This is a genomic window from Erwinia psychrophila (assembly GCF_039023475.1).
Taxonomy (GTDB): domain Bacteria; phylum Pseudomonadota; class Gammaproteobacteria; order Enterobacterales; family Enterobacteriaceae; genus Erwinia.
In genome coordinates, this window is the sequence record NZ_JBCHVB010000003.1 from 186,861 (window position 1) to 211,810 (window position 24,950).

General features: G+C 56.9%; 22 protein-coding genes. 10 read left to right on the top strand and 12 right to left on the bottom strand.

Annotated elements, in window-relative coordinates:
• Positions 1–208: 208 nt before the first annotated feature.
• Complete coding sequence (locus AAH446_RS09740) at positions 209–544, top strand: YejG family protein (protein ID WP_342906517.1); 336 nt, start codon at positions 209–211, stop codon at positions 542–544.
• Positions 545–549: 5 nt separating this feature from the next.
• Here AAH446_RS09740 and yejF read toward each other — a convergent pair whose 3' ends face one another.
• The 9 genes from yejF to yeiP form a co-directional block, all read right to left on the bottom strand.
• Entirely contained in the window at positions 550–2,133 is a 1,584-nt protein-coding gene (yejF, locus tag AAH446_RS09745) for a microcin C ABC transporter ATP-binding protein YejF (protein WP_342906518.1), read from the bottom strand.
• 2 nt (positions 2,134–2,135) lie between these two features.
• Entirely contained in the window at positions 2,136–3,161 is a 1,026-nt protein-coding gene (locus AAH446_RS09750) for a microcin C ABC transporter permease (RefSeq protein ID WP_342906519.1), read from the bottom strand.
• Positions 3,161–4,249 (bottom strand): microcin C ABC transporter permease YejB, encoded by a 1,089-nt coding sequence (locus AAH446_RS09755; protein WP_342906520.1) that lies wholly within the window; start codon positions 4,247–4,249, stop codon positions 3,161–3,163. The genes AAH446_RS09750 and AAH446_RS09755 overlap by 1 nt, the downstream gene beginning before the upstream one ends.
• 10 nt (positions 4,250–4,259) lie before the next feature.
• A complete protein-coding gene (locus tag AAH446_RS09760) occupies positions 4,260–6,068 on the bottom strand; it encodes an extracellular solute-binding protein (RefSeq protein WP_342906521.1) in 1,809 nt (602 codons plus the stop codon).
• Between the two features lie 90 nt (positions 6,069–6,158).
• Positions 6,159–7,751, bottom strand: a complete 1,593-nt coding sequence (locus AAH446_RS09765) for a cyclic di-GMP phosphodiesterase (RefSeq protein WP_342906522.1) — start codon at positions 7,749–7,751, stop codon at positions 6,159–6,161.
• Between the two features lie 219 nt (positions 7,752–7,970).
• Positions 7,971–8,546, bottom strand: coding sequence for a bifunctional murein DD-endopeptidase/murein LD-carboxypeptidase (mepS, locus tag AAH446_RS09770; RefSeq protein ID WP_342906523.1), 576 nt, complete (start codon positions 8,544–8,546; stop codon positions 7,971–7,973).
• 500 nt (positions 8,547–9,046) lie between these two features.
• A complete protein-coding gene (locus tag AAH446_RS09775; protein WP_342906524.1) occupies positions 9,047–9,757 on the bottom strand; it encodes a phosphatase PAP2 family protein in 711 nt (236 codons plus the stop codon).
• Between the two features lie 37 nt (positions 9,758–9,794).
• The gene (locus tag AAH446_RS09780) at positions 9,795–10,775 is read right to left on the bottom strand and encodes a CobW family GTP-binding protein (protein WP_342906525.1); all 981 of its coding nucleotides are present in this window, start codon (positions 10,773–10,775) and stop codon (positions 9,795–9,797) included.
• A gap of 441 nt (positions 10,776–11,216) precedes the next feature.
• Complete coding sequence (yeiP, locus tag AAH446_RS09785; RefSeq protein ID WP_342906526.1) at positions 11,217–11,789, bottom strand: elongation factor P-like protein YeiP; 573 nt, start codon at positions 11,787–11,789, stop codon at positions 11,217–11,219.
• A gap of 183 nt (positions 11,790–11,972) precedes the next feature.
• Between yeiP and AAH446_RS09790 the strand changes: the two genes are divergently transcribed.
• Positions 11,973–12,227 carry a YkgJ family cysteine cluster protein gene (locus tag AAH446_RS09790; protein ID WP_342906527.1) on the top strand — a complete coding sequence of 85 codons (255 nt, stop codon included), beginning with the start codon at positions 11,973–11,975 and terminating at the stop codon, positions 12,225–12,227.
• Between the two features lie 18 nt (positions 12,228–12,245).
• Here AAH446_RS09790 and AAH446_RS09795 read toward each other — a convergent pair whose 3' ends face one another.
• Positions 12,246–13,493: an MFS transporter gene (locus AAH446_RS09795; protein ID WP_342906528.1), complete on the bottom strand. Its 1,248-nt coding sequence runs from the start codon at positions 13,491–13,493 to the stop codon at positions 12,246–12,248.
• 368 nt (positions 13,494–13,861) lie between these two features.
• Between AAH446_RS09795 and fruB the strand changes: the two genes are divergently transcribed.
• From fruB to fruA, 3 genes are read left to right on the top strand one after another with little or no spacing between them, the layout of a single operon-like run.
• Complete coding sequence (gene fruB / locus AAH446_RS09800) at positions 13,862–14,995, top strand: fused PTS fructose transporter subunit IIA/HPr protein (protein ID WP_342906529.1); 1,134 nt, start codon at positions 13,862–13,864, stop codon at positions 14,993–14,995.
• Positions 14,992–15,930: a 1-phosphofructokinase gene (gene fruK / locus AAH446_RS09805; protein ID WP_342906530.1), complete on the top strand. Its 939-nt coding sequence runs from the start codon at positions 14,992–14,994 to the stop codon at positions 15,928–15,930. The genes fruB and fruK overlap by 4 nt, the downstream gene beginning before the upstream one ends.
• Before the next feature lie 16 nt (positions 15,931–15,946).
• On the top strand, positions 15,947–17,644 hold the full coding sequence (gene fruA, locus AAH446_RS09810) for a PTS fructose transporter subunit IIBC (protein WP_342906531.1): 1,698 nt from the start codon (positions 15,947–15,949) through the stop codon (positions 17,642–17,644).
• A 207-nt stretch (positions 17,645–17,851) separates the two neighbouring features.
• Here the strand turns inward: fruA and nfo are convergent, their stop codons facing one another.
• On the bottom strand, positions 17,852–18,694 hold the full coding sequence (gene nfo, locus AAH446_RS09815) for a deoxyribonuclease IV (RefSeq protein WP_342906532.1): 843 nt from the start codon (positions 18,692–18,694) through the stop codon (positions 17,852–17,854).
• A gap of 71 nt (positions 18,695–18,765) precedes the next feature.
• Positions 18,766–19,824, bottom strand: coding sequence for a YeiH family putative sulfate export transporter (locus AAH446_RS09820; protein WP_342906533.1), 1,059 nt, complete (start codon positions 19,822–19,824; stop codon positions 18,766–18,768).
• Between the two features lie 104 nt (positions 19,825–19,928).
• Between AAH446_RS09820 and AAH446_RS09825 the strand changes: the two genes are divergently transcribed.
• The 5 genes from AAH446_RS09825 to AAH446_RS09845 all read left to right on the top strand — a co-directional run bounded on the left by AAH446_RS09825 (position 19,929) and on the right by AAH446_RS09845 (position 24,894).
• Positions 19,929–20,306, top strand: coding sequence for a YkvA family protein (locus AAH446_RS09825; RefSeq protein ID WP_342906534.1), 378 nt, complete (start codon positions 19,929–19,931; stop codon positions 20,304–20,306).
• A gap of 9 nt (positions 20,307–20,315) precedes the next feature.
• On the top strand, positions 20,316–21,182 hold the full coding sequence (gene yieE, locus AAH446_RS09830; protein WP_342906535.1) for a DNA-binding transcriptional regulator YeiE: 867 nt from the start codon (positions 20,316–20,318) through the stop codon (positions 21,180–21,182).
• Positions 21,183–21,348: 166 nt separating this feature from the next.
• A complete protein-coding gene (locus tag AAH446_RS09835; protein ID WP_342906536.1) occupies positions 21,349–22,815 on the top strand; it encodes an amino acid permease in 1,467 nt (488 codons plus the stop codon).
• 211 nt (positions 22,816–23,026) lie between these two features.
• Complete coding sequence (locus tag AAH446_RS09840; RefSeq protein ID WP_342906537.1) at positions 23,027–24,109, top strand: FecCD family ABC transporter permease; 1,083 nt, start codon at positions 23,027–23,029, stop codon at positions 24,107–24,109.
• Positions 24,109–24,894 carry an ABC transporter ATP-binding protein gene (locus AAH446_RS09845; RefSeq protein ID WP_342906538.1) on the top strand — a complete coding sequence of 262 codons (786 nt, stop codon included), beginning with the start codon at positions 24,109–24,111 and terminating at the stop codon, positions 24,892–24,894. The genes AAH446_RS09840 and AAH446_RS09845 overlap by 1 nt, the downstream gene beginning before the upstream one ends.
• The last annotated feature ends 56 nt before the right edge of the window (positions 24,895–24,950 follow it).

Here is a 24,950-nt window from a genome sequence, read left to right on the forward strand (position 1 = left end):
CCATATGTAAATGGAAAACTTAAATAAAGTTACCGATGTGCAACAATAATGATTGTTTTCCCCGCAGCAACGCGGTAAATATAGGTTCAAAATGAGATATTGCTCTCAAAAATAACCTTATTGTTACGCGTTGCCCGCCGATCCCGTTTCTGATGCCAGAAGTTAAACAGCGGTGTGGCGAGCGCCCGATGCGGGCCGGGGAGTTGGGATGGATTCGTTACAACATTCTGTAGTACATCGTTTACCGCAAAGCTATCGCCGGCAGTATGCCTTAACCGGCTGTAGCGAACTGCAACAGGTTCCGGATCATGCCGGTGACGATCTTATCGGCCTTTGCCTGCTCAGCCATCAGGGCGAACAGGCCTGGAGCGTCATGCAGCTGATCCAGGACGCGCTGGCTGAAATCCAGCTCGACTGTAGCGTCGTGGAGTGGGAAGGGGAGCCATGCCTGTTTGTTGCCCGCGAGGATGAGTTCACCACCACCTGCCGCCTGAAAAACTTTGGCGTGAGCATCGCAGAAGCGTTCAGCCAGCCTTCCGCCTGAGCCGGTCAGGCCAGCGACAGCAGCTGACGGGTATAGGCCTGCTCAGGTGCGGCAAAAACGGCCTCACATTCTCCCTGCTCAACCACTTCCCCCTGCCGCAACACCACTACCTGATGACACAGCGACCTGACCACCTGCAAATCGTGACTGATAAAGATATAGGCCAGGTGATGCTCCTGTTGCAGCTTTTTCAGCAGCGCCAGGATCTGCTTCTGCACCGAGCGGTCGAGCGATGAGGTCGGCTCATCCAGAATAATCAGCCGGGGCTGAAGGATCAGCGCCCGGGCAATGGCAATACGCTGGCGCTGGCCGCCTGAAAATTCTGCCGGGTAGCGGTGGCGCGTAGCGGCATCCAGTCCGACCTCCTGCATCGCCTCAATCACCCGGTCTTCCCGCTGTTTTCCGTTAAGGTCGGGATGGTGAACCTGAAGCCCTTCTTCAATAATCTGCTGGACGTTTAGCCGCGGATTGAGGGCAGAGTTAGGGTCCTGAAAAACCACCTGGATCTGACGGCGCACCGGCAGCATTTTGCGGCGATCCCACTGATGAAGCGGCTGCTCGTCAAACCAGATCTCCCCGCCGGAGGCGATTAGCCGCAGCAGCGCCAGCCCTGTAGTGCTTTTGCCGGAGCCAGACTCACCCACCAGCCCCAGAGTCTCCCCCGGACGCAGCCGGAAGCTGAGCGAGCGCAGAGCGTGATGATAGCCGGTCACCCGCCGCAGCAGGCCCCGCTTGATCGGGAAAGCAACCTGAAGGTTATCCACCCGGAGCAGCGGCTTTGCGGCCTCATCGACCGGATCGGGCCGGCCTTCCGGCTCCGCATCCAGCAGCTTTTGCGTGTAGGGATGCTGCGGCTGGCTGAACAGCTGCCGGGTGCGGTTACTTTCCACGCCCTGGCCGTTGCACATTACCGTAACGTTATCCGCCAGCTGCCGGACAATGTTGAGATTATGGGTAATAAACAGCAGGCCCATATTCATCTCCTGCTTCAGCTCTTTGAGCAGCGTCAGGATCTGCGCCTGCACGGTAACATCAAGGGCGGTGGTCGGCTCATCCGCAATCAGCAGTTCGGGCTGAGTCAGCAGCGCCATTGCAATCATCACGCGCTGGCGTTCGCCGCCCGACAGCTGGTGGGGAAAATCATTCAGGCGACGCGCCGCCTCGCGTATCCCCACGCGATCCAGGCAGGTCAGCATCTCGGCCCGTGCCGCCTCTTTACGCATACCGCGATGCAGCGAAAGCACCTCATAAAGCTGTTTTTCGATGCTGTGCAGCGGGTTAAGCGACACCATCGGTTCCTGAAAAATCATCGCCATGCGGTTGCCGCGCAGCGTGCGCAGGACGCGCTCATCGGCTTGCAGCACATCCTGACCCCCGAAGAGGATCTCTCCCTGCGGATAAACCACCGGCGGCGTCGGCAGCAGACGCATCAGCGACAGGGCAGTAACGCTTTTACCGGAGCCGGATTCGCCGACCAGCGCCCGCGTTTCGCCCGCCTCCACGGTGAAGGAGAGGTTATCCACAACCTGGCGATCGTGACCGGCGTGGCGAAAAGCGATACTTAACTCTTTAACGGTAAGCAGAGACATAGTCAGTACACCTTACTGGGATCGAAGGCGTCGCGGACTGCCTCGCCGATAAAAATCAGTAACGAAAGCAGGATCGCCAGCGAGAAGAAAGCCGTGATGCCAAGCCAGGGAGCCTGAAGGTTATTTTTCCCCTGCAGCAGCAGCTCGCCCAGCGACGGCGAGCCGAGCGGCAGGCCAAAGCCAAGGAAGTCCAGCGAGGTCAGCGTTGTGATCGATCCGCAAAGAATAAACGGCAGCCAGGTGAGGGTGGCGACCATGGCGTTGGGCAGAATATGGCGGGACATAATGCGGCGATCGCTGACGCCCATCGCCTGTGCCGCCCGGATATAGTCAAAATTGCGCGCCCGCAGAAATTCGGCCCGCACCACGCCCACCAGCTGCATCCAGCCGAACAGCACGGTGATCGCCAGCAGCCACCAGAAGCCGGGCTGGATCACGCTCGACAGCAGGATGATCAGGAACAGCGTCGGCATCCCCGACCAGACTTCAATAAAGCGCTGGCCCCAGAGATCGACCCTGCCGCCGTAATAGCCCTGAATGGCCCCGGCGGCAATGCCAATCACGCTGGAGATAAGCGTCAGCATCAGGCCGAACAGCAGCGAGATGCGCATGCCATAAAGAATACGCGCCAGCACATCACCGCCGTTTGCATCGGTGCCAAGCCAGTTTTGCGCTGAAGGCGGGGAGGGGAAGGGAACCGTGGTGGCAAAATTAATGGTGTTATCGCCGAAGCGGACAGGGGCCCAGATCGCCCAGCCATTTTTGGCAATACGCGCTTTCAGCCAGGGATCCTGATAGTCCGCCGCCGTGGCCAGCGGGCCGCCAAAATCGCTTTCGCTGTAGTTCACCAGCGCGGGAAACCGCATCTCTCCCTGATAGCGCACCAGCAGCGGCTTATCGTTAGCCAGCAGCTCGGCACCGAGACAGAGCACAAACAGCACGATAAAAATCCACAGCGACCAGTAGCCACGGCGGTTGTGGCGAAAACGCGCCCAGCGCGCCTGATTGGCAGGACTTAAACGGCTCATTATCGTCCCTCGAAATCAATACGCGGATCGACCAGCGTATAGGTGATATCGCTCAGAATATTCAGCAGCAGGCCGATCAGCGTAAAAATAAACAGCGTGCCGAACATCACCGGGTAGTCACGCTGAATAGTCGCATCGTAGCCGAGCAGGCCCAGCCCGTTGAGTGAAAACATCACCTCAATCAGCAGCGAACCGGTGAAGAACATGCTGATAAAGGTGGCGGGGAAACCCGCGATGACCAGCAGCATGGCGTTGCGGAAAACGTGGCGATACAAGATTTTTTTCTCATCCAGCCCTTTCGCCCGCGCCGTCACCACGTACTGCTTGCGGATCTCATCCATAAAGGCGTTTTTGGTCAGCATCGTCAGGGTGGCAAACCCGCCGATAACCGTAGCGATGACCGGCAGCGTGATATGCCAGAGATAATCGGTGATTTTGCTGTACCAGGGCAGGGAATCGAACTGGGGCGAAACCAGCCCGCGCAGCGGGAACCAGTCCAGATAGCTGCCGCCGGCAAATACGACGATCAGTAAAATAGCAAACAGGAAGGAGGGGATAGCATAGCCGACAATGATCAGCGTACTGCTCCAGATATCAAAGGCGCTGCCGTTACGTACCGCTTTTTTAATGCCGAGCGGGATGGAGACCAGATAGATGATCAGCGTGCTCCACAGGCCGAGCGTGATCGAAACGGGCAGGCTCTCTTTGATTAACGTTGTCACAGAACTGCTGCGAAACAGGCTGTCGCCAAAATCGAAGCGCATGTAGTTCCACAACATATCGAGATAGCGCTGATACAGCGGCTTGTCGAAGCCATAGCGGCGGGTAATTTCCGCCACCACTTCAGGGTCAAGCCCGCGTGAGCCGCGGTACTGGCTGTCGCCGGGGTTAGCGCTAAGCGAACCGCGCGCGTGGGTTTCCGCGCCGCCCGCGCCGGGGAGTCCGGTGGTCTGGCCAAATTCAATATTGGCCAGCGCCTGATCAACCGGCCCGCCGGGGGCAATCTGTACGATAAAAAAGTTAATAGTGATAATTGCCCACAGCGTGGGAACGATCAACAGCAGTCTGCGTAGCAGATAAGCGCCCAAACTTCTCTCCTTAACGACGTTGATCCGGCAACTGCGCGGCTTTACCGGCATCATACCACCAGCTGTCAAAACCCAGCGAGTAAGTAGGACGGGTGGCCGGCATTGAGAATTTATTCCAGTAGGCGTAGCGGTCGCTGGCGCTGTACCACATCGGGATCATGTAGTGATTCCACAGCAGAATGCGATCCAGCGCCCGGCCAAGCGGCAGCAGCGCGGCTTTGTTGCCCTGATGCTGATTGATTTGGGCGATAAGCTCATCGATGACCGGATTACTGACGAGCGGCCGGTTATAGCTGGAGTCAATAAACGCCGTGGCCCAGTAAAACTGTAATCCGCTGTCCGGGAAAGGCATCGCCGGATAGGGTGAGGGCAGCATATCGAAATCACTTTTGCGAATGCGGGCCAGATACTGCGAACTGTCCACCTGGCGGATATTCAGCTGGATGCCAAGCCGGGAGAGCGCATGCTGGAAGGGAAATACCCACTGGTCGTTGCCGCCGCTGCGCAGCAGCAGCTCGAAACGGAAGGGCTGCCCGGTTTTCACGTTCACCAGCTTCTGGTTTTTCAGCTCCCAGCCCGCCTGCTTCAGCAGCCCGAGCGCTTTTAACAGATTCTCACGATCGTAGCCGCTGCCGTCCGTTTCAGGCGGCTGATAAATCTGGGTAAAGGCCTCTTCGGGGATCTCTCCCTTCAGCGAGTTAAGTATTTTCAGTTCGGCATCATCCGGAGCCTGGCGTGCGGCATATTCCGTGTTCTGGAAGTAGCTGTTACTGCGCTTATAGGCGTTATAAAAAAGCGCCTTATTCATCCAGTTAAAGTCAAAGACGAGAGAGAGCGCTTCCCGCACGCGGCGATCGCTGAACTGGGGACGGGTGACATTAAAGGCCAGCCAGGTGGTATCGGTCGCGACGTGATTGGGTGCTTCATCTTTAATAATGAAATTTTTGTCAAAATTGCTGCCGCGGTACTGCGTCGCCCATTTTTTGGCTGAGCCCTCCGCGCGGAAATCAAACGCGCCCGCCTTAAAGGCCTCAAAGGCGACGTTATCGTCCATATAGTAGTCGTAACGGATGCGGTCGAAGTTAAAACGTCCTTTATTAACCGGCAGATCCGCTGCCCAGTAATCTTTAACCCGGGAATAGGTAATGTACTGACCGACTTTATAGGCGGTCACGCGATAGGGGCCGCTGGAGAGCGGAGGGTAAGCCAGCGGTTCCGACAGCTTATGATGCTGCCAGAATTTTTCCGGGAAGACCGTCGTGGAAAGCAGCGACAGCATTTTATCCCGGTCAGATTCCTGCAAATCAAAGCGCATGACTCGTGGAGAAACCACGCTGGCGGTAACGCCTTTATAGAACACCCGGAACTGTGGCACGCCTTCGGTCATAAACTTATTGAAGCTAAAGACCACGTCTTTTGCGGTTATGGGCGAGCCGTCCTGAAAGCGAGCCTGGGGGTTCAGGGTAATTTCGACCCAGCGATAGCTGTCAGGATAGCGGGCAAACTCGGCGATCAGCGGGTAGTAGCTGCCCGTTTCATCCTCCGAAGAGGTAAAAAGGGGATCATAAAGCGTGCCGGTATTCTGGCCCGGATTGCCCCTTAAAGCGAAACGGTTAAAGTTATCGTAGGTGCCGATAGCGGAAAGCGTGATGCTGCCGCCTTTGGGGGCAGCGGGATCGGCATAGTCAAAGTGGGTGAAGCCGTGAGCGTATTTAGGCTCGCCCAGCTGCGCAAACGCATAGGCTTTAGTGATGGTTTCCGCCTGGGCCAGCGATGTCACTAAGCTGAGTAAAAGGAAAATATACCCGCGCAATCTCATAGTGTGGTTTCGCTCCCTGGGGATGAAATCGGGTCCGGCGACAAGCCTACCAGCAGCCTGAAGAGGAAATCAATGTACCTGAACACGTCGTTACGCTTCCTTACGTTGACCGGGTAAACCGGGGCGATCGCTGCTGTTGAAATAGTCAATTAGCTGTGGCACCGTCAGCGGATGGCTGAACAGATAGCCCTGAAGGTGGGTGACCCCGCGCGCAATCAGCCACTGCGCCTGTTTTACATCCTCCACGCCCTCCGCGATGGTTTTCAGCTTCAGCTTTTTCGCCAGAGCGATAACCGCGTCAAGCACCGGCGACGTCACGGTTTCCCGCCCGATGCTCTGGACAAAACCACGGTCGATTTTAAGGTAGTCGAATTTGAATTTCTCCAGATAGATCAGCGCGCTGTGCCCGGTGCCAAAGTCATCAATAGCGATATGGATGCCCTGTTCATGCAGCCATTTAAAAATAGCCCCTGCGTTACCCTCACTCACCATTGCGCGCTCGGTGATTTCAAACACGTAGCAGAAATGGTTCTGCGGCATGGCGGCCAGCCAGCGGCGTACATCCTGGCAAAATTCCCCGTCCGCAAGATGCACGGGTGAAAGATTAAGCCCGATGCGGAAACCTTCAGGCAGCGTATGGCGAAGCTGGTGCGCATCACGGGCGACCAGTTCAAACAGGTGGCGGGTGAGGGGGACAATCAAATTCTGCCCTTCGGCATAGCGGATAAACGCCTCTGGCGAAACATTGCCTGCCGTAGGATGCCGCCAGCGCAGCAGCGCTTCCACCCCGTAGGGCTGTCCCGAGGTGGCGTCAATCAATGGCTGATATTCAACATGAAAATCCCCGCGCCGGATGCCCTGCAGAATTTCCTTACCGGGACGCCGCCTGTGCGTCAGAAGCAGAAAGCAGGTGCTGCCGCTGAGCAAGGCCAACAGCATGCCGAGCAGAACGATAATCAACACGTCGCTGGCGGGCAAGGCGGTGCCATACAGCAGGATTGTGACAGGATAACCGGGAACGGTAACGGTGCGAAGCGGGTGGGCGGACAGCTCGCTGACCTTTGTTAACCGCTCATCGGTCAGGGTAAACGCCCGATCTCCGGCGACAATCGCCATATCGGTGACTTCTTTCTCACTGGCGATCAGTAACAGATAGGGGGTCAGATTGATGTTCAGCAGGGCGATAACCCCACTTTGCGGGCTTTGCGGATTTTGCCGCCAGAAAATCAGGGCAGGCCGTTCAGGCACTTTGGGCGTATTAGCCACCAGCTGAACATCCACGGCTTTGCGGGTATCGGTGTGGGGTGAAAACCCGGTGATATCTTTTTGCAGCCTTCCCGTTGCAGAAGAACAGAACGCAACATGATTCTTCACCAGCAAAATTGTGCGGATGTTACCGGCGAATGCGGCCCGCTGGGTTAAATCGTCTTTGTCTGATGCGCAGTCATCATCAGTGAGCGCGTCTAACGGCGAGAGCCTTTGCGTAAGCGTAGTAAAGTCGTTCAGGATATAGGTTTGTGCATCGCTTGCCAGCCGATCGTGCTGTTCGTGCCGCCGCTGTTGGACCAGCAGCAGCGTAATGAGAATAAACAGAACGGAAACGGTCAGGCCTGCCGCCACGCTGGCGTAAACAATCTTGCGCGGCAGGGAAAGGTGTCGCCTGAACGTGGTGGAAAGGGGCATAGGGTCATCTTCCGTTAGGGTCTGCTACTGAGGATAACAGCGTGGCAGAATATAACGAGGTAAGGTCCTCTGTCTGTCTGCTTTATGAAGAAATGCTTTTTTTAGACTAAACAAAGGTAAAATCCGGCTAAACAAGGTATATCGCCCGCCCGGCGGACAAAAAAAACGCTGCCGGGGCAGCGTTTTTTCTTTCGTTTCGCGAACTTCAGGAAAGCTGAATCAGCTTTGCTTGCTTCCCAGCACCCGACGGGCTTCACGGTAACGCGGTTTCCAGTAGCTGTCGTTCAGGCTGGAGATCATCACGCCGCTGCTGGTTGACGCATGGACAAAGTTATCATTGCCGAGGTAAATCCCCACGTGGCGGCCCCTTGATCCCGTGCGGAAGAGGATGATGTCCCCCGCGCGAAGCCTGGAGCGGTTGATACTTTTACCCACATCTTCCTGACCATAGGTCGAACGCGGCAGATCGAGACCAAACTGCTCACGAAAGGTGGTTTGTACAAATGCTGAACAATCAATGCCGCGTTTGCTGGTACCGCCGAAGCGATAACGAACGCCTTTCCAGTCCGCATATTGATCCATCAGGCGGGATTTAATATCCACATTCTGAACCAACTGTTCGAATTCATCCTGAGACGCTTGAAGTAAAAAACCATTATGGTTTTTAACTGCATGAGTATCAGTTTGTGCATTGTCGTGGTTATTTGTAGAGCTACAGGCTGACAGTAACGTCGCTAATGCGACCGCGGGCAGTACCCGCCAGATATATCTCAGTATCGGTTGAGATTTGACCATTATGTTTGTGATCCCTTGAAGTCCTTAACGACAATGTCGTCAAATAATTGCGAAACGAAACGAGAATAATGAGCCTGACCAGGGTAAGACAATTCCTGAATTGTAAAAACGTGTCAGGGAACACAGTTTAAAGTGTAACTCACGGAAATATTTTACTACCCAGACCTGAACGAAAATGAGGTTACCCGATTACAAGCCGCATGGCGAGGGGTTTTACTGACTTTTTAATGCTTTTTTTGATGTAAAACAGTAACGCATTAAGCGGGCGGTTTTATCGGCAAGTGTGGAGAAAACTTGAGGAAAAAAATGCGGGTTCCTGACACCGTTAGCGGCAGTTTTTGAAAAATAAGAGTAAACCGGCTGGACAATTGTGGCGGAAGAGGGGTCTGACCGGCCGGATACTTTCATTATCTTTATAAAGAGAATTTATCAGTGTGCTAATAATAACGTTCATCAACTTTATCAATATAAGCCCGGACAAGGCCCGGGCAACACGATCTTTACTTAGCGGAGGGCTTATTCTTACCTGGCAAATAACGGTAGAGGGCGTTAACGAGATAATCACTGAGCGGCGTCATTAACCACCAGCTCATTCCCACCAGCACGACGGAAAGAGAACCTACAGCCACATCGGTAAACCAGTGCGCACCAATCATAATTCTTGGCGTGGCGAATATCAGCACAATCGCCACCGCAAGTAAAAAGGCCCGGCGGGTAAAATAGCGCAGCATAAAGCTGGCAAATATCATCAGCATCATGCCGTGATCGCCCGGAAAGCTGTTTGCGGAAGCATCTTTCGTTGGAATGCCGGTTAATTCGGCGACGCGGTTAACATGCGGAAAGAATTTGGTCGGGCTGGCATGTGAAACGGGAATAAAGCGGCAGAGCTGATTCAGGATCACGGCGCTAAGCAGCATCACGATGCCGATAGCCAGCATGCGACGGCGGCCCTCCGGCGTTTCACGAAGCCAGAAGGAGAGATAAAGCGCACCCATCGCCAGCAGCGCGACCCCGTCAAAAGGGCGGAAGTTAGTTATCGCGATCAGCCAGAGCAGCGCTTTATTCGTTACCAGGCGGTCGTTGAACCAGTAAAAGATACTTTTATCGACCCCGAACCAGAAGCCGTGGTTTGCCGGCAAATACCAGGAAAAAAACAGCGCAAATCCCAGAGCGTTCAGCACGAGGATTTTCAGTAAACGGTTTGTTGTCATCTTAATTCAGGGCCAGTAAGTTTGGTAACGGGGCAGATTATGCTATAGACGTTAAACGAAGTTTCAACAATGCGCTTTGCAACGCATTCCAGTCAGCTTCCGCCTCATGAATGATTTCAATACGGCTATCGGGCGGCACCGTCTGGCGCGTTTCAAGATGGAAATCCTCACCCTGACGGTTAACGCTCACCAGACCTTCCTGAATACGCATTACGCCTTTAACCCGCGTCACCGGCGCCAGGCGAACCCACTCAAGCAGGCCGATGGTATCGAAAATGGTCTCCGCATCAAAAACCCAGCCGCAGGCGTAATAGCCCTGTCCCTGGTTCAGGGAGCGGCGCCAGCGCGCATTGGGCGTCAGAGACAGTGCCGCCAGCCCGGATTCGACGCGCCCGTGATGATGGTGCGCATCGGGCAGCACACGAAGGTTACGGCGCGGATGGCTCAGCAACGTCGGGTCAATTTTGCCAAAACGGGCGGTGACAACGGCGCGATCCGATCCCGCCTGCTTCTGCCATTCCTGCAAAGCCTCGTGGTCAGACGCTGACCAGCGATCTTCTTTATTGGCCACGATGATATCGGCAGCGGCCAGCTGATCGCGGAAGTTTTCATTTGCCATAACCCGCGTATCGCTGAGCTGACGGGGATCAAGCAGGCAAAGGGAGGCATCCAGCGTCAGCCAGGGTTGGTAAACTTCCGCCGACAGCATGTCGAGAATTTGTTTAGGATGGCCAAGGCCGGTCGGCTCAATCAGCAGACGATCGGGCTTAGCCTGTTTCAGCAGCATGTTCAGCCCTACCTGCATCGGCAGGCCGTTGACACAGCACATGCAGCCGCCGGGGATCTCTTTCAGTATGGCTCCACTTTCCGCCAGTAGCGCACCGTCAATACCGACCTCGCCAAATTCATTCACCAGAACGGCCCATTTTTCACCTTCCGGTTTCGCCGCGAGCAGGTGCAGCAGGGTCGTGGTTTTCCCACTGCCCAGAAAGCCGGTGATCAGGTTTACGCGGGTCATAATCCCTCCTTCATAAAAGTATTAACGTTGGATAACAGGGCTTCTTGTGTGGAAGTAAAATGGACAGTTCGCTGCTTAATCAGATGGTTCTGGGTGGTACTAAAATCCTTGTTGCTGGACTTTTAACCTCATGGATGAGTAGTGCAATAGCGGCGGATACAGCTATTCAAAATGTTCCAGGCGCTATCCGGTTACAGGGCGCAGTGGCGGAAACGCCCTGGGAAGTAAACCGGTAGCGGAATCAGATTAGCGCTGCCTGTACCGTAGCGGGTAGACCGCCGCAGTCCCGCTGCCAGGGCCAGTCCCTGCCAGCGGAAATCGGCAGCACAGAGGCTCGCTGGCTGAACGCTGCGCACGGAGGCTAAGTGATAGTCAGTTATAGTGGGGTGTTATAACATAACAAAAGCGGCAATACATCGATTGTCTGCCGCTTGTCTACGCTTAGTCGGCGCGGCTCATATAGCGACGCTCGGCAATATGAATGCGGATTTTATCGCCGGAACTCAGGTATTCAGGCACCTGTACCACCAGACCGGTGCTCATGGTGGCCGGCTTGGTTCTGGCGCTGGCCGAAGCGCCTTTAATACCGGGCGTGGTCTCCGTTATCACCATATCCAGCGTTTGCGGCAGTTCCAGCGCCAGAACCTGCCCATCCATCGTCAGCACCTGAATGCCGGGGATGCCACCTTCAGGAATAAACAGCAGCTCCTCTTCAATCTGTTCCTTTTTGAAGACGTAAGGCGTGTAGTCTTCATCGTCCATAAAGACGTACTCATCGCCGTCGATATAGGAAAAAGTGACCTGGCGGCGGCTCAGGGAGATGGCATCAATAATGTCATCGCCCTTAAAGCGTTCTTCCACCTTCATTCCGGTGCGGATATCGGTAAAGCGCATTTTATACAGCGTGGAAGCGCCGCGTGCGCTCGGGCTTTGCACGTCAATATCTTTAACTAACAGCAACTTGCCGTTAAAGCTGACCGCCATACCTTTTTTTATTTCATTTGCTCTTGGCATTGGATTCTCTCGACAGAAGGGCCGGTGAAATTTCTCGCGACAACTTACTCTTGCCGGACGTTTCAGGCAAGTGGTGACCTGCCGCAGGGCGGGTAAAAAAAGCCGGTGGCAGGCGATAAAGAAAGGATAGTATTCCCGCAGGCCGCCTGCTATTGTCGCGCTTTCAACCTGAGGGTAAAAGTGATGGAGTGCCGTACTGCCTGTGGGGCCTGCTGTACTGCGCCTTCAATATCGTCGCCCATACCCGGTATGCCTGACGGCAAACCTGCCAATACGCGCTGCGTTCAGCTTGATGACGATATGCGCTGCAGGATATTCTTCTCGCCGCAGCGGCCTGCCGTCTGCGCGGGGCTGAAACCCTCACTGGAGATGTGCCGCACCAGCCGCGATGAGGCGACGATCTGGCTGCTGGAACTGGAGCGGCAAACCGCGCCGTAATAGCTACAGGCTAATCCACTAGCTGTCCGCCCCGGATGACGTCGGAGTGATATTATCGGTGGCAGAAACAGCCGCAGCGTCGTTCTCCTCCATAACCTCCTTCAGGCTCCAGACACAGCCCGTTGCCACCGTCATCATCGCCACGGCACACCAGAAGACCGTCGCGTAACCCCACATTTCCGCCACCGTCCCCGCCAGCGAGCCGCCAATTATCCAGCCCATGCGGGTGGTATTAGCAAACAGCGTGGTCGCTGCACCCGCCTGGCCTGGCATCAGATCCTGAAAATAGATCATGCCAATGCCCGCCAGAATCCCGATGAAAATAGCGTTGAGTAGCTGAATAAGCAGCAGCGGGAGCGCCGAGGTAAAGCAGAGCGTGGCGCTATAAAACAGCAGGCCCGCCAGCGCCGCCAGCCGCATCATATTCCGTTTGCCAAACCGCCTTGCGTAATAACCCGCCAGCAGCATCACCGGGATCTCCAGTCCGGCCGCCAGGCCCATCAGCACGCCCGCCAGCCTCTCCGGCAGATGCAGCGTACTGACCACGTAAAGCGGCATGGCAATCAGATAGAGTCCGTTGCAGGCCCACATCATCGTGCAGCCGGTGAAAAGCTTCAGCGTATCGCGGCGGTTCCGGCGCGGCGTCTGGAGTTTTTCGCCCGTCACAATGCGGGTTTTCCGCATTGCAGGAAGATATCTGTAGACAATGACCGCGCTGACGATAAAGGCCAGCGCGGCGCAGAGATACATAGTGCGAAAACCGTAGCCAAGCGCCAGCGCGAAGGCCAGCGGCGGGCCCAGTACCCAGGCCAGCGACACCTGAGTGCGCATGACGGAGGTGAACATCACGCTGCTGCGCCCGCTGAGATCCCGCCATTCGCGGGCGAGGGCAAAAAGCTGCGGCGTCGCCGTGGAGCCGAACGTTGACAGCACCACGCCCGGCAGCAGCAGGATCAGATAGTTGCGGTTCCAGGCGTAAAGCAGCGAGGCGAGCGCCCCCACCAGGCAGCAGACCAGGATCAGCGCTTTTCGGTCGCCCCGGCTGTCGGAGTATCGTGCAAGGAGCTGACTGACCAGGATACCTATCAGCGCGCTACCGGTAAAAAACAGCCCCACCATAAAAGGACGTACTTTTACTTCGGTGGTCAGAAACAGGCTCAGCGCAGGCGTTTGCAGCGCAGCGGTCAGTCCGGTCACAAACGTCACCACCAGGAACGCCAGCGACTGGCGGTCAGGAAGAGAACGGAAAAGGGCGGGCGTGTTCATAGTCAGGGAGGCCGGGTCAGTGAAAACGGGCAGATTCTACGCCTCACTTCTGGGTTTAAGAAGCAATTTTGCGCGCCCGGAAGCGGAGGCCGGCGGCAGCTAATAGTTTGCTGAAAGCGCGGACGGGTTAGCGCCTCTGGTCAGCAGGCCTTCAGCAACGGTCCCGCTTTTTTCCAGCAAGTGACGGTAAAGTGTGCGTGACGTCAAAAATCTGCTACATGCCATCCGGTAAAACTTGCATAGATATTGTCTGACAGACGACACTGATTGAAACGTTTCAGCGTTATCTCAGAGGCTTGTAAGGCCAGCGGTAACGCTTTTTTTCTCAAATTAGCTGAAACGATTCAAATTCAGCAGCGAGGAGAACTATGTTCCAGCTAGATTTGTCCGCTATTCATCCCGGCGCCGTCGCCGGGGATAAAGAGGAAGCCATCCGTCAGGTCGCCGCCGCGCTGACCAGCGCGGGCAACGTGGGCGAAGGCTATGTTAACGGTATGCTTGCCCGTGAGCAGCAAACGTCCACCTATCTTGGCAACGGCATTGCTATTCCTCACGGTACCACGGATACCCGCGATCTGGTCTTGCAGACCGGGGTACAGGTTTATCAGTATCCGCAGGGCATTGCATGGGGTGAGGATCAGACGGCTTACGTCGTGATCGGCATTGCGGCAAAGTCGGATGAACACCTTGCGCTACTGCGCCAGCTGACGCACGTCCTGAGCGATGACAGCGTGGCGGAAGAACTGAAAACGACCGATTCCGCCGAAACGCTGCGCAGCCTGCTGATGGGTGAAAAACAGGGTGCAGAATTTAAATTCGATGTCTCGCTGATCGCTACTGACGTGGCGGCCAGCGATCTGATGACGCTGCAGGCGCTGAACGCCGGACGCCTTCAGCAGGCAGGTGCGGTAAATGCCGCTTTTGTCAGCAGCGTCATCTCCGCCCGTCCGCTTAATCTGGGTCAGGGCATCTGGCTGAGCGACAGCACCGAGGGCAACCTCAGCAGCGCGGTGGCGGTCAGCCGCAGCGCCGCGCCGTTCAAGGTGGAAGGCGAACAGGCCGCGATGCTGATTACCGTAGCGGTTACGGATGAGCAGCCGTTGCAGGTACTGAATTACCTGAGCGATCTTCTGAACAATCAAAAAGCGGCTCGCCTGCTGACTGCCGATGCGGCGGGTATCCTTGCGCTGCTGACCAGCGAGGTTTCAGAACAGGCTGAAGTGCTGACTGAAGAGTTCACCATCCGTAATGAACATGGCCTGCACGCCCGTCCGGGCACCGCGCTGGTCAGCGTCATCAAGCAGTTTAACTGCGACGTCACCGTAATCAATCTTGATGGCAGCGGTAAGCCAGCGAATGGCCGCAGCCTGATGAAAGTGGTGGCGCTGGGCGTCAAAAAAGGTCACCGCCTGCGCTTCAGCGCCAGTGGCGAAGACGCCCGCGCCGCGCTGGATGCCATCGGTGAGGCTATCGCCTCCGGTCTGGGTGAGGGGGCAGCATGAGCAGACGCGTAGCCACTATAACCCTCAATCCTGCCTACGATCTGGTGGGTTATACGCCTGAGATCGAGCGGGGCGAAGTCAACCTGGTCAAAACCACCGGGCTGCACGCCGCGGGTAAAGGCATTAACGTTGCCAAAGTGCTGAAAGACTTAGGCATCGACGTCACGGTAGGCGGTTTTCTGGGCAAAGAGAACCAGGATGGTTTTCAACTCCTCTTCAGCGACCTGGGCATAGCGAATCGCTTTCAGGTGGTGGAAGGCCGTACCCGCATTAACGTTAAGCTGACCGAAAAAGATGGGGACGTGACCGACCTTAACTTTTCCGGTTTTGAGGTGACGGGGCAGGACTGGGAGCGTTTCACCACGGACTCGCTGACCTGGCTCGGCCAGTTCGACATGGTTTGCGTCAGCGGCAGCCTGCCGGCCGGGGTGGATCCGGATGCGTTTACCGAATGGATGAGCGCGCTGCGGAGCCACTGTCCGTGCATTATCTTTGACAGCAGCCGTGAAGCGCTGGTCGCCGGCCTGAAGGCGGCTCCCTGGCTGGTCAAGCCTAACCGGCGCGAGCTGGAAATCTGGGCAGGCCGCAAGCTTCCAACTTTACAGGATGTGATTGAAGCCGCCCACGCCCTGCGTGAGCAGGGGATTGCACATGTCGTCATTTCACTCGGCGCGGAAGGCGCGCTGTGGGTAAATGCATCAGGCGAATGGATTGCCAAACCGCCAGCGTGTGAAGTAGTGAGCACGGTAGGGGCCGGGGATTCTATGGTCGGCGGGCTGATTTACGGCCTGCTGATGCGTGAATCCAGCGAGCACACCCTGCGGCTTGCCACGGCTGTTGCGGCACTCGCCGTCAGCCAGAGCAACGTTGGCGTTACCGATCGAACCCAGTTGGCCGCAATGATGGCGCGCGTCGACCTGGCACCTTTTAACTGACAGCAGGAGAGGCATAATGAAAACGCTGCTGATAATGGATCCTTCGCTGGGGCTGGCAACGGGCTATCTGGCAAAACATACCCTGACCACTGCGGCAGGGAAACTTGGACTGACCCTGACCGACAACCTGGCCGATGCGGATCGGGTTATTGTGGCAGGCAAAACGGTGCCTGTCGGCGCCGGGCTGGACGGTAAGTCCGTCTATCTGGCCGATACTGAACAGCTCCTGCGTCAGCCGGAAACCGTACTCCAGGCTGCCCAGAGCGAGGCAAAAGCCTGGCATGAGCCAGCGGAAGCGGCGCAAAGCACCCCCACAGCCGCAACGACTGAGCAAAGACCTAAACGCATTGTGGCGGTGACGGCCTGTCCAACCGGCGTGGCGCATACCTTTATGGCGGCAGAAGCCATCGATACCGAAGCCAAAAAGCGCGGCTGGTGGGTCAAGGTGGAAACCCGTGGCTCCGTCGGTGCCGGTAACGCGATTACGCCGGAAGAAGTTGCCGAAGCCGATCTGGTGATCGTGGCGGCGGATATTGAAGTTGATCTGGCGAAGTTTGCCGGTAAGCCGATGTACCGTACCTCAACCGGCCTGGCGCTGAAGAAAACGGCGCAGGAGCTGGATAAAGCGGTTGCTGAGGCCAGACCTTACAAGCCTGAAGGCGGCCAGCCGGCAGGTGAGGAAGGGAAGAAAGAGCGGGCGGGCGCCTACCGGCATCTGCTGACCGGCGTTTCCTATATGCTGCCGATGGTGGTGGCGGGCGGTCTGAGCATTGCGCTCTCTTTCGCCTTTGGTATTACCGCCTTTAAAGAGGAAGGCACGCTGGCCGCTGCGCTGATGCAGATTGGCGGCGGCAGCGCCTTTGCGCTGATGGTGCCGGTGCTGGCGGGCTTTATCGCCTTCTCCATCGCCGATCGTCCGGGCCTGACGCCGGGTCTTATCGGCGGCATGATCGCCACCAGTATCAACGCCGGCTTCCTCGGCGGGATTATTGCCGGTTTCATTGCCGGTTACGCGGCTAAGTTTCTCAGCTCTAAGGTGAAGCTGCCGCAAAGTATGGAAGCGCTCAAGCCTATTCTGATTATTCCGCTGGTGGCCAGCCTGATTACCGGCCTGCTGATGATCTACGTAGTCGGTACGCCGGTGGCTAAAATCATGGAGGGGCTGACCCACTGGCTGGCTAACATGGGTACAGCGAATGCGGTTCTGCTTGGCGCGATCCTGGGCGGGATGATGTGTACCGACATGGGCGGCCCGGTCAACAAAGTGGCCTATGCCTTTGGCGTGGGGCTGCTGAGTTCGCAAACCTATGCGCCGATGGCGGCCATTATGGCGGCAGGGATGGTGCCTCCGCTGGCGATGGGTCTGGCGACACTGGTGGCACGCAGGAAATTCAATAAAGGACAGCAGGAGGGCGGCAAAGCGGCGCTGGTGCTGGGCCTCTGCTTTATCTCCGAGGGTGCAATCCCGTTCGCCGCCCGCGATCCGATGCGCGTACTGCCTTGCTGTATCGTTGGCGGCGCGCTGACTGGGGCTGTCTCAATGTGGGTTGGCGCGAAACTGATGGCGCCGCACGGTGGCCTGTTCGTGCTGCTGATCCCAGGCGCAATCACGCCGGTGATTGGGTATCTGGTGGCCATTATCGCCGGAACGGCGGTGGCAGGGCTCTCTTATGCGCTGCTGAAACGGCCGGAAGCGGAACTGGCGAAAGCCTGAAGAAGCTGAACAGACGTTAAGACTGGCCGAAAACCTCATCCCCCGCTTATCACGGGGGATTTTTTTATCCAGAAGGCCGGAGCGTTGCCGCCCGACGCCAGACAGCGCGGAAAGGGAACCGGTCCCGGAAAGCCAGCGTAATAGTCAGCGACGGCAGGCGCGTTTTTTATCTGGCACACCTGCTGCGGAATGTCTTTCAGACAGCCATTAACGCTGCTCTGATTTCAGCCAGGCGATCTCATCTTTCCAGATGTCGGGCTGTACCGTTTCCAGAATCAGCGGGATACCGTCAAAACGGCTGTCCTTCATCAGCCAGCTAAACACGGTCTTGCCAATATTGCCTTCACCCAGGCTGTGGTGGCGATCGACGCGGCTGGCAAACTGGCTTTTGGCATCATTAAGATGCATGCCGCGCAGGTAGCGGAAGCCGACCACGCGCTCAAACTCCTCAAAGGTTTTGACGCAATCCTCTTCCGTTCGCAGATCGTAGCCGCCGGCAAAGGCGTGGCAGGTATCGATGCAGACGCCAATACGGGACTTATCTTCCACGCCGTCGATAATCTCGGCCAGATGTTCAAAGCGAAAGCCGAGGTTGCTTCCCTGTCCGGCCGTATTTTCAATCACCGCCGTCACGCCTTCGGTTTTATCCAGCACGATATTGACCGATTCGGCAATGCGCTTCAGGCACGCCGTTTCGTCGATCTTATTCAGGTGGCTGCCGGGGTGGAAATTGAGCAGCGACAGACCCAGCTGCTGGCAGCGGACAATTTCGTCCAGAAACGCCGCGCGGGATTTCTCCAGCGCTTCTTCCTCGGGATGCCCGAGGTTAATCAGAAAACTGTCGTGCGGCAGGATCTGGGCTGAGGTGTAGTGATATTTTTCGCAGGCCGCGCGGAAAGCTGTAATCACGGCATCAGTGAGCGGCGCGGCGCGCCACTGGCGCTGATTTTTAGTAAATAAAGCAAATGCCGTGGCTTCCAGTTCGTGCGCGCGCAGGACCGCCTGATCCACGCCGCCAGCTGCGCTGACGTGGGCACCGATATATTTCATGCCGTTTCTCCTGTTAGATTCTCTGCATCCAGGGATGCGGGCGCGACATGATAACCGCAAACTGCCAGGAATTATGACAACAAATGCTGGATAGTCAGATTGATTGCCCCGCCGCCGACGATCAGCCAGATAAACAGAAGCAGTCCCATCAGCAGAGGTTTTAACCCGGCGCGCTTCAACGCGCTGGCGTGTGTGGTCAGGCCAAGCGCGGCCATCGCCATCGCGAGCAGCAGGTTATCCAGCTGATTTATCCCGCTCACCAGCGAGGAAGGCAGCAGATGCAGCGAATTAAACAGCGCCACGCCGATAAAGATCAGGGCAAACCAGGGGAAGGTCATTTTTCCCGTGGCGGCGCCGTTTGCGCTGGCTGTACTTCTGATTCTGGCGCTGAGCAGCAGCAGAAAGGGCGCCAGCATCATAACGCGCAGCATTTTTGCGATCACTGCCGCATTCTCCGTTTCAGGGCTGACGGCATGACCGGCCGCCACTACCTGCGCCACTTCATGCATGGTGGAGCCGGTAAACACTCCCCAATCCGTCAGCGAAACGGCGGGCCAGACTGCGCTGACAAGCGGGTAGAGCAGGGGATAGATAAAAATGGCCAGCGTGCCGAAGATCACCACGGTGGCGATGGCGACTGCGACTTTTGACGGTTCCGCTTTGATCACGGGCTCCGTTGCCAGAATCGCCGCCGCGCCGCAGATGCTGCTGCCTGCGCCAATCAGCCAGACGGTATCCCGATCCAGCCCAAAGACGCGGCGGCCCAGCCAGCAGGCAAGCAGGAAGGTTGAGCTGAGAGTCAGCACATCGATCAGCACGCCGCTAAGGCCCACATCGGCAATTTGCTGAAAGGTCAGACGGAAGCCGTACAGGATAATCCCCAGACGCAGCAGATATTGCTTTGCGAACTGGACGCCCGGATGACAGCGGGTAGATAACTGAGCGTAAAAGGTGTTACCTATTATCATGCCGAAAAGGATAGCCAGCGTCAGCGCGCCCAGGCCCAGCGCGGTGACCTGGGGCAGGGTGCTCAGGCCCAGCGAGGCGGCGGCAATGGCCAGCGCCAGCAGCAGGCCGGGTACAGCATTTGAGGGTCCTGAAACGTGACGGGATAATGTTAATTCAGCCATAGCGCAGCTCCTTATCTGATACCGCGAGTATGGGGAGAAATGGCTTAAAAGAGAAATTGATTATATATTTATAACTAACCACTATAAGTGATATGGAGGCTGACATGTTCTGGCGAGTGCGCAAATGGGTTAGCCTGTTTAAAAAAGATGTGCTTACCCTCTGGTACGCCTGTCGCGATCCGCGTACGCCGTCATGGGTGCCGCTGCTGGCAGGTGGGCTGGGCGTGTATGCCTTCAGCCCGCTCGATCTGATCCCCGACATCATTCCAATCGTTGGTCTGGCAGATGATGCGGTTATCGTCCCACTGGGCATCCGCTTGCTGCTTAAGCTGCTGCCGGCGGCGGTAAGGTCAGCGAGCCAGCAGCAGGCGGAACGGCAGCGGGCAAAAGGAAAAATCCTGATCGGCCGGTTCGGCGTCCTCTGCGTTTTGCTTCTCTGGGGTGGGATTACTGTTTATGTTGTTGAGCATTATCTGTCGTAAGGAAAAGCGATGCACATTACGTTAAGGCAGCTGGCGGTCTTCTGCGAGGTGCTGAAAAGCGGCTCGACCACGCAGGCTTCGCAGGGGCTGGCGCTCTCGCAGTCAGCCGTCAGCGCCGCGCTGGCCGATCTGGAAGGGCAGCTCAGCGTTCAGCTGTTTGATCGGGTAGGGAAGAGGCTGGTGGTCAACGAGCATGGCCGGCTGCTCTATCCCCGGGCGGTCGCGCTGCTTGAGCAGGCCACGGAGATCGAAATGCTCTTTCGCGAGGACAACGGCGCGCTGCGCGTCTACGCCAGCAGCACTATTGGTAACTACCTGCTGCCGGGGATGATTGCGGGGTGGCGGCGGGACTATCCCGACCTGCCGCTGGAGCTGAGCGTCGGTAACAGTCAGGACGTGATTAACGCGGTGGCGGATTTTCGCGTGGATATTGGCCTGATTGAAGGCCCTTGTCATATGACTAACCTGATCAGCGAGCCCTGGCTGGAGGATGAGCTGGTGGTGTTCGCCGCGCCCGGATCTGCGCTGTTTGACCAGCCGGTTACGCTGAAAACGCTGGCCGGCGCGCCCTGGATCCTGCGCGAACACGGTTCCGGCACGCGTGAGATCGTCGACTATCTGCTGATGTCGCATCTGCCGCAATTTAAGCTGGCGCTGGAGCTGGGCAATTCAGAAGCGATCAAGCACGCCGTGCGTCATGATATGGGGATTAGCTGCCTCTCACGCCGGGTGGTGGAGGAGCAGCTCAGTCTGGGCTCGCTGAAAGAGGTGCCGGTCCCCTTGCCGAAGCTCACCCGCACGCTTTACCGCATTCATCATTGTCAGAAGCACCTTTCGCGCTCGCTGACGCGCTTTCTCAGCTACTGCACGGAATAAGCTGTTTCAGGCGCACTTCCGTCACCGCTTGTCATGGGGAAACGGGCTGAAGCTTATAATAGTGCGGCGATCATGAAGCTATCTTATAACAGGGCTGAATCGCTATCCCACCGGGAAGAGTTTGCTACAATCGCGCATTATTTTTCCCAGGACGCAGCATTTCAAGATGGTTCAGGACACAAAAACAACACAACAACCTGCGCTACGGCGTGAATTAAAGGCGCGTCATCTGACGATGATCGCCATTGGCGGTTCGATTGGCACCGGCTTATTCGTTGCCTCAGGGGCGACTATCTCTCAGGCAGGTCCCGGCGGCGCGCTGCTCTCCTACGTGCTGATTGGGCTGATGGTCTATTTCCTGATGACCAGCCTTGGCGAGCTGGCGGCGTTTATGCCGGTCTCCGGCTCGTTCTCCACCTACGGCGCCAATTACGTTGAGGAAGGCTTCGGCTTCGCGCTGGGCTGGAACTACTGGTACAACTGGGCGGTGACCATCGCCGTTGATCTCGTCGCCTCGCAGCTGGTAATGACCTGGTGGTTCCCCGACACGCCGGGCTGGATCTGGAGCGCGCTGTTCCTCGGCCTGATTTTCCTGCTTAACTATATTTCGGTAAAAGGCTTCGGCGAAGCGGAATACTGGTTCTCGCTGATCAAAGTGGTCACCGTCATTATCTTTATCGCCGTGGGCGTACTGATGATCGCCGGGATCCTGCGCGGCGGCGAAGCGGCGGGCTGGCAGAACTGGCAGATCGGCGACGCGCCATTCTCCGGCGGCTTCTCGGCGATGATTGGCGTGGCGATGATCGTGGGCTTCTCCTTCCAGGGCACCGAACTGATCGGCATTGCCGCCGGAGAGTCTGAAGATCCGGCTAAAAATATCCCCCGCGCGGTGCGTCAGGTGTTCTGGCGTATCCTGCTGTTCTACGTGTTTGCGATTCTGGTGATCAGCCTGATTATCCCTTACACCGATCCAAGCCTGCTGCGTAATGAGGTTCAGGATATCAGCGTCAGTCCGTTTACGTTGGTTTTCCAGCATGCGGGCCTGCTTTCTGCGGCTGCGGTAATGAATGCGGTTATACTGACGGCGGTGCTGTCAGCCGGTAACTCCGGCATGTATGCCTCGACGCGGATGCTGTTTACCCTGGCGCGTGAAGGTAAAGCACCGCGCATTTTCGGCAAATTATCAAAAGGCGGCGTGCCGCGTAATGCGCTTTATGCCACGACGGTAGTGGCGGGCCTCTGCTTTCTGACCTCCATGTTTGGCAATCAGACCGTCTATCTCTGGCTGCTGAATACCTCCGGCATGACCGGTTTTATCGCCTGGCTTGGCATCGCTATCAGCCACTACCGCTTCCGTCGCGGCTACGTTGCGCAGGGCCACGATCTGGGCGACCTGCCGTACCGCTCAGGTTTCTTCCCGCTTGGCCCTATTTTCGCCTTTGTGCTCTGCCTGATTATCACGCTCGGCCAGAACTATCAGGCTTTCCTGGCGGATCGCATTGACTGGTACGCCGTGGCGGCCACCTATATTGGCATCCCCCTGTTTCTGCTTATCTGGTTCGGCTACCGGCTGACGAAGAAATCCCGCTTCGTAAAATACAGCGAAATGACCTTTCCAAAGTTCGAAAAGTAAGCCGGACAAAACACCCTAAGGCGCGGATTCCGCGCCTTTTTTTTATCTTAAGCGTCAGAGGCTGACCGGCGACCAGAGAAGGGCATGGAGGGTAATAAATTTGATTGATAATGATTATCGTTTGCTTTATTGTTACCGCCGTCACTTTTCCACCGCCGCCGCCTTAGCCCAGGGGCGACTGCTGGCGTACATCAGCTAAACAGGTATTAACATGAGCGTAAGCCACGACACGACCCATAGCGCAGTTCAGCCGCGTGCTGAGGGCACTATGGGCCGCTACCATCAGCTGCTGCGTTATCGTCTTATGATGATGAGCATACTGCTGCTGGCGATCTTCGCCTCGCTGGTGCTGGACTTCACGCTGGGTCCGGCCGGACTGTCGCTTGAGGTGCTGTGGCAGGCGCTGCTGTCACCGGCGAACGTCGATATGGGCACGCAGGTTATCGTCTGGGATATCCGGCTGCCCTATGCGCTGATGGCGATAGTGGTGGGGCTGGCGCTCGGCCTTGCCGGTGCGGAAATGCAAACCATCCTGAATAACCCGCTGGCCAGCCCCTTTACGCTGGGGGTCTCTTCGGCGGCGGCGTTCGGCGCCGCGCTGGCTATCGTGCTGGGCATCGGTATTCCGGGTATCCCCGGCCAGTGGTTTATTTCCGCCAACGCCTTTGTTTTTGCGCTTTTCGCCGCGCTGATGCTGGACGGCGTTACCCGCTGGACTCAGGTGGCCACTTCGGGCGTGGTGCTGTTCGGTATTGCGCTGGTCTTTACCTTCAACGCGCTGGTCTCCATGATGCAGTTTATCGCCAGCGAAGATACCCTTCAGGGGCTGGTCTTCTGGACCATGGGCAGCCTGGCCCGCGCTTCCTGGGAAAAGCTGGGCGTGCTGACGCTGGCGCTGGTGATCCTGGTGCCTTTCTCCATGCTGAACTGCTGGAAGCTGACGGCGCTGCGTCTGGGTGAGGATCGCGCGGTCAGCTTCGGCATTGACGTACGGCGTCTGCGCCTGGGCACGCTGCTGCGTATCAGTATTCTCTCCGCGCTGGCGGTGGCGTTCGTCGGCCCGATTGGCTTTATCGGTCTGGTGGCCCCGCACATCGCCCGCATGATCTTCGGTGAGGATCACCGCTTCTATCTTCCTGCCAGTGCCCTGACGGGAGCACTTATCCTGTCGATGGCCTCGGTGGTGTCGAAAAATCTGATCCCGGGCGTCATTATTCCGGTCGGCATCGTCACCTCGCTGGTGGGCGTGCCGTTCTTCCTGAGCATTATTCTGCGTCACCGGGGGACTGTCTGATGGAGGGAATGACGATCGGCGGTTTTCACGCCGGGTATCCGAAGCGAAAAATTATCAGCAATCTCAACGTGCCGCTGCTGCCGAGGGGAAAAATCACCGTTCTGCTCGGCCCTAACGGCTGCGGAAAATCAACGCTGATGCGTGCGCTGGCGGGGCTTAACCGTGCCGAAGGCGAGCTCTGGCTGAACGGCGAAGAGCTGATGGCGCTGCCGTTCGCCCGCCGCGCCGAGCGTGTGGTTTATCTGCCGCAGTCGCTGCCGGCGGGCGTGCACCTGCACGTGCTGGAGTCGATCATCGTGGCCCAGCGTGCTTCCGGCGGGCGCAGCAACGCGGCCAGCGAAGCGGAGGTGATGGCACTGTTGGAACAGCTGGGCATCGCCCACCTCGCGCTGAGCTATCTTGACCAGCTTTCCGGCGGACAAAAACAGCTGGTCGGCCTGGCGCAGTCGCTTATCCGACGGCCGGATCTGCTATTACTGGATGAACCGCTGAGCGCCCTTGATTTAAATTATCAGTTTCACGTTATGGATTTAGTTCGCCGGGAAACCAGGCTGCGTAATATGGTCACCGTCGTTGTCGTCCACGATATTAATATTGCGCTTCGCCACGCTGAACACGTGCTGATGCTGCAAAAAGGCGAATTAATTGCCGATGGCCTGCCGGAAGAGGTGATCACCCCCGAAAGTCTGGCGCAGGTCTACGGCGTGAGAGGGCGCATCGAGCGCTGCTCTCAGGGAACGCCGCAGGTACTGATAGATGGTCTGGTAACAGAACCTGCTATCTGAAGCAGTTGATTAATGGATGGCGTAATACCGTCCAGTAATAAAGAAATTAACCGGAA

Bases quoted from the DNA above. Each gene is read 5' to 3' on its own strand.
- AAH446_RS09740 (WP_342906517.1), top strand. From the start codon at position 209: ATGGATTCGTTACAACATTCTGTAGTACATCGTTTACCGCAAAGCTAT.
- yejF (WP_342906518.1), bottom strand. From the start codon at position 2,133: ATGTCTCTGCTTACCGTTAAAGAGTTAAGTATCGCTTTTCGCCACGCC.
- AAH446_RS09750 (WP_342906519.1), bottom strand. From the start codon at position 3,161: ATGAGCCGTTTAAGTCCTGCCAATCAGGCGCGCTGGGCGCGTTTTCGC.
- AAH446_RS09760 (WP_342906521.1), bottom strand. From the start codon at position 6,068: ATGAGATTGCGCGGGTATATTTTCCTTTTACTCAGCTTAGTGACATCG.
- AAH446_RS09765 (WP_342906522.1), bottom strand. From the start codon at position 7,751: ATGCCCCTTTCCACCACGTTCAGGCGACACCTTTCCCTGCCGCGCAAG.
- mepS (WP_342906523.1), bottom strand. From the start codon at position 8,546: ATGGTCAAATCTCAACCGATACTGAGATATATCTGGCGGGTACTGCCC.
- AAH446_RS09775 (WP_342906524.1), bottom strand. From the start codon at position 9,757: ATGACAACAAACCGTTTACTGAAAATCCTCGTGCTGAACGCTCTGGGA.
- AAH446_RS09780 (WP_342906525.1), bottom strand. From the start codon at position 10,775: ATGACCCGCGTAAACCTGATCACCGGCTTTCTGGGCAGTGGGAAAACC.
- yeiP (WP_342906526.1), bottom strand. From the start codon at position 11,789: ATGCCAAGAGCAAATGAAATAAAAAAAGGTATGGCGGTCAGCTTTAAC.
- AAH446_RS09790 (WP_342906527.1), top strand. From the start codon at position 11,973: ATGGAGTGCCGTACTGCCTGTGGGGCCTGCTGTACTGCGCCTTCAATA.
- AAH446_RS09795 (WP_342906528.1), bottom strand. From the start codon at position 13,493: ATGAACACGCCCGCCCTTTTCCGTTCTCTTCCTGACCGCCAGTCGCTG.
- fruB (WP_342906529.1), top strand. From the start codon at position 13,862: ATGTTCCAGCTAGATTTGTCCGCTATTCATCCCGGCGCCGTCGCCGGG.
- fruK (WP_342906530.1), top strand. From the start codon at position 14,992: ATGAGCAGACGCGTAGCCACTATAACCCTCAATCCTGCCTACGATCTG.
- fruA (WP_342906531.1), top strand. From the start codon at position 15,947: ATGAAAACGCTGCTGATAATGGATCCTTCGCTGGGGCTGGCAACGGGC.
- nfo (WP_342906532.1), bottom strand. From the start codon at position 18,694: ATGAAATATATCGGTGCCCACGTCAGCGCAGCTGGCGGCGTGGATCAG.
- AAH446_RS09820 (WP_342906533.1), bottom strand. From the start codon at position 19,824: ATGGCTGAATTAACATTATCCCGTCACGTTTCAGGACCCTCAAATGCT.
- AAH446_RS09825 (WP_342906534.1), top strand. From the start codon at position 19,929: ATGTTCTGGCGAGTGCGCAAATGGGTTAGCCTGTTTAAAAAAGATGTG.
- yieE (WP_342906535.1), top strand. From the start codon at position 20,316: ATGCACATTACGTTAAGGCAGCTGGCGGTCTTCTGCGAGGTGCTGAAA.
- AAH446_RS09835 (WP_342906536.1), top strand. From the start codon at position 21,349: ATGGTTCAGGACACAAAAACAACACAACAACCTGCGCTACGGCGTGAA.
- AAH446_RS09840 (WP_342906537.1), top strand. From the start codon at position 23,027: ATGAGCGTAAGCCACGACACGACCCATAGCGCAGTTCAGCCGCGTGCT.
- AAH446_RS09845 (WP_342906538.1), top strand. From the start codon at position 24,109: ATGGAGGGAATGACGATCGGCGGTTTTCACGCCGGGTATCCGAAGCGA.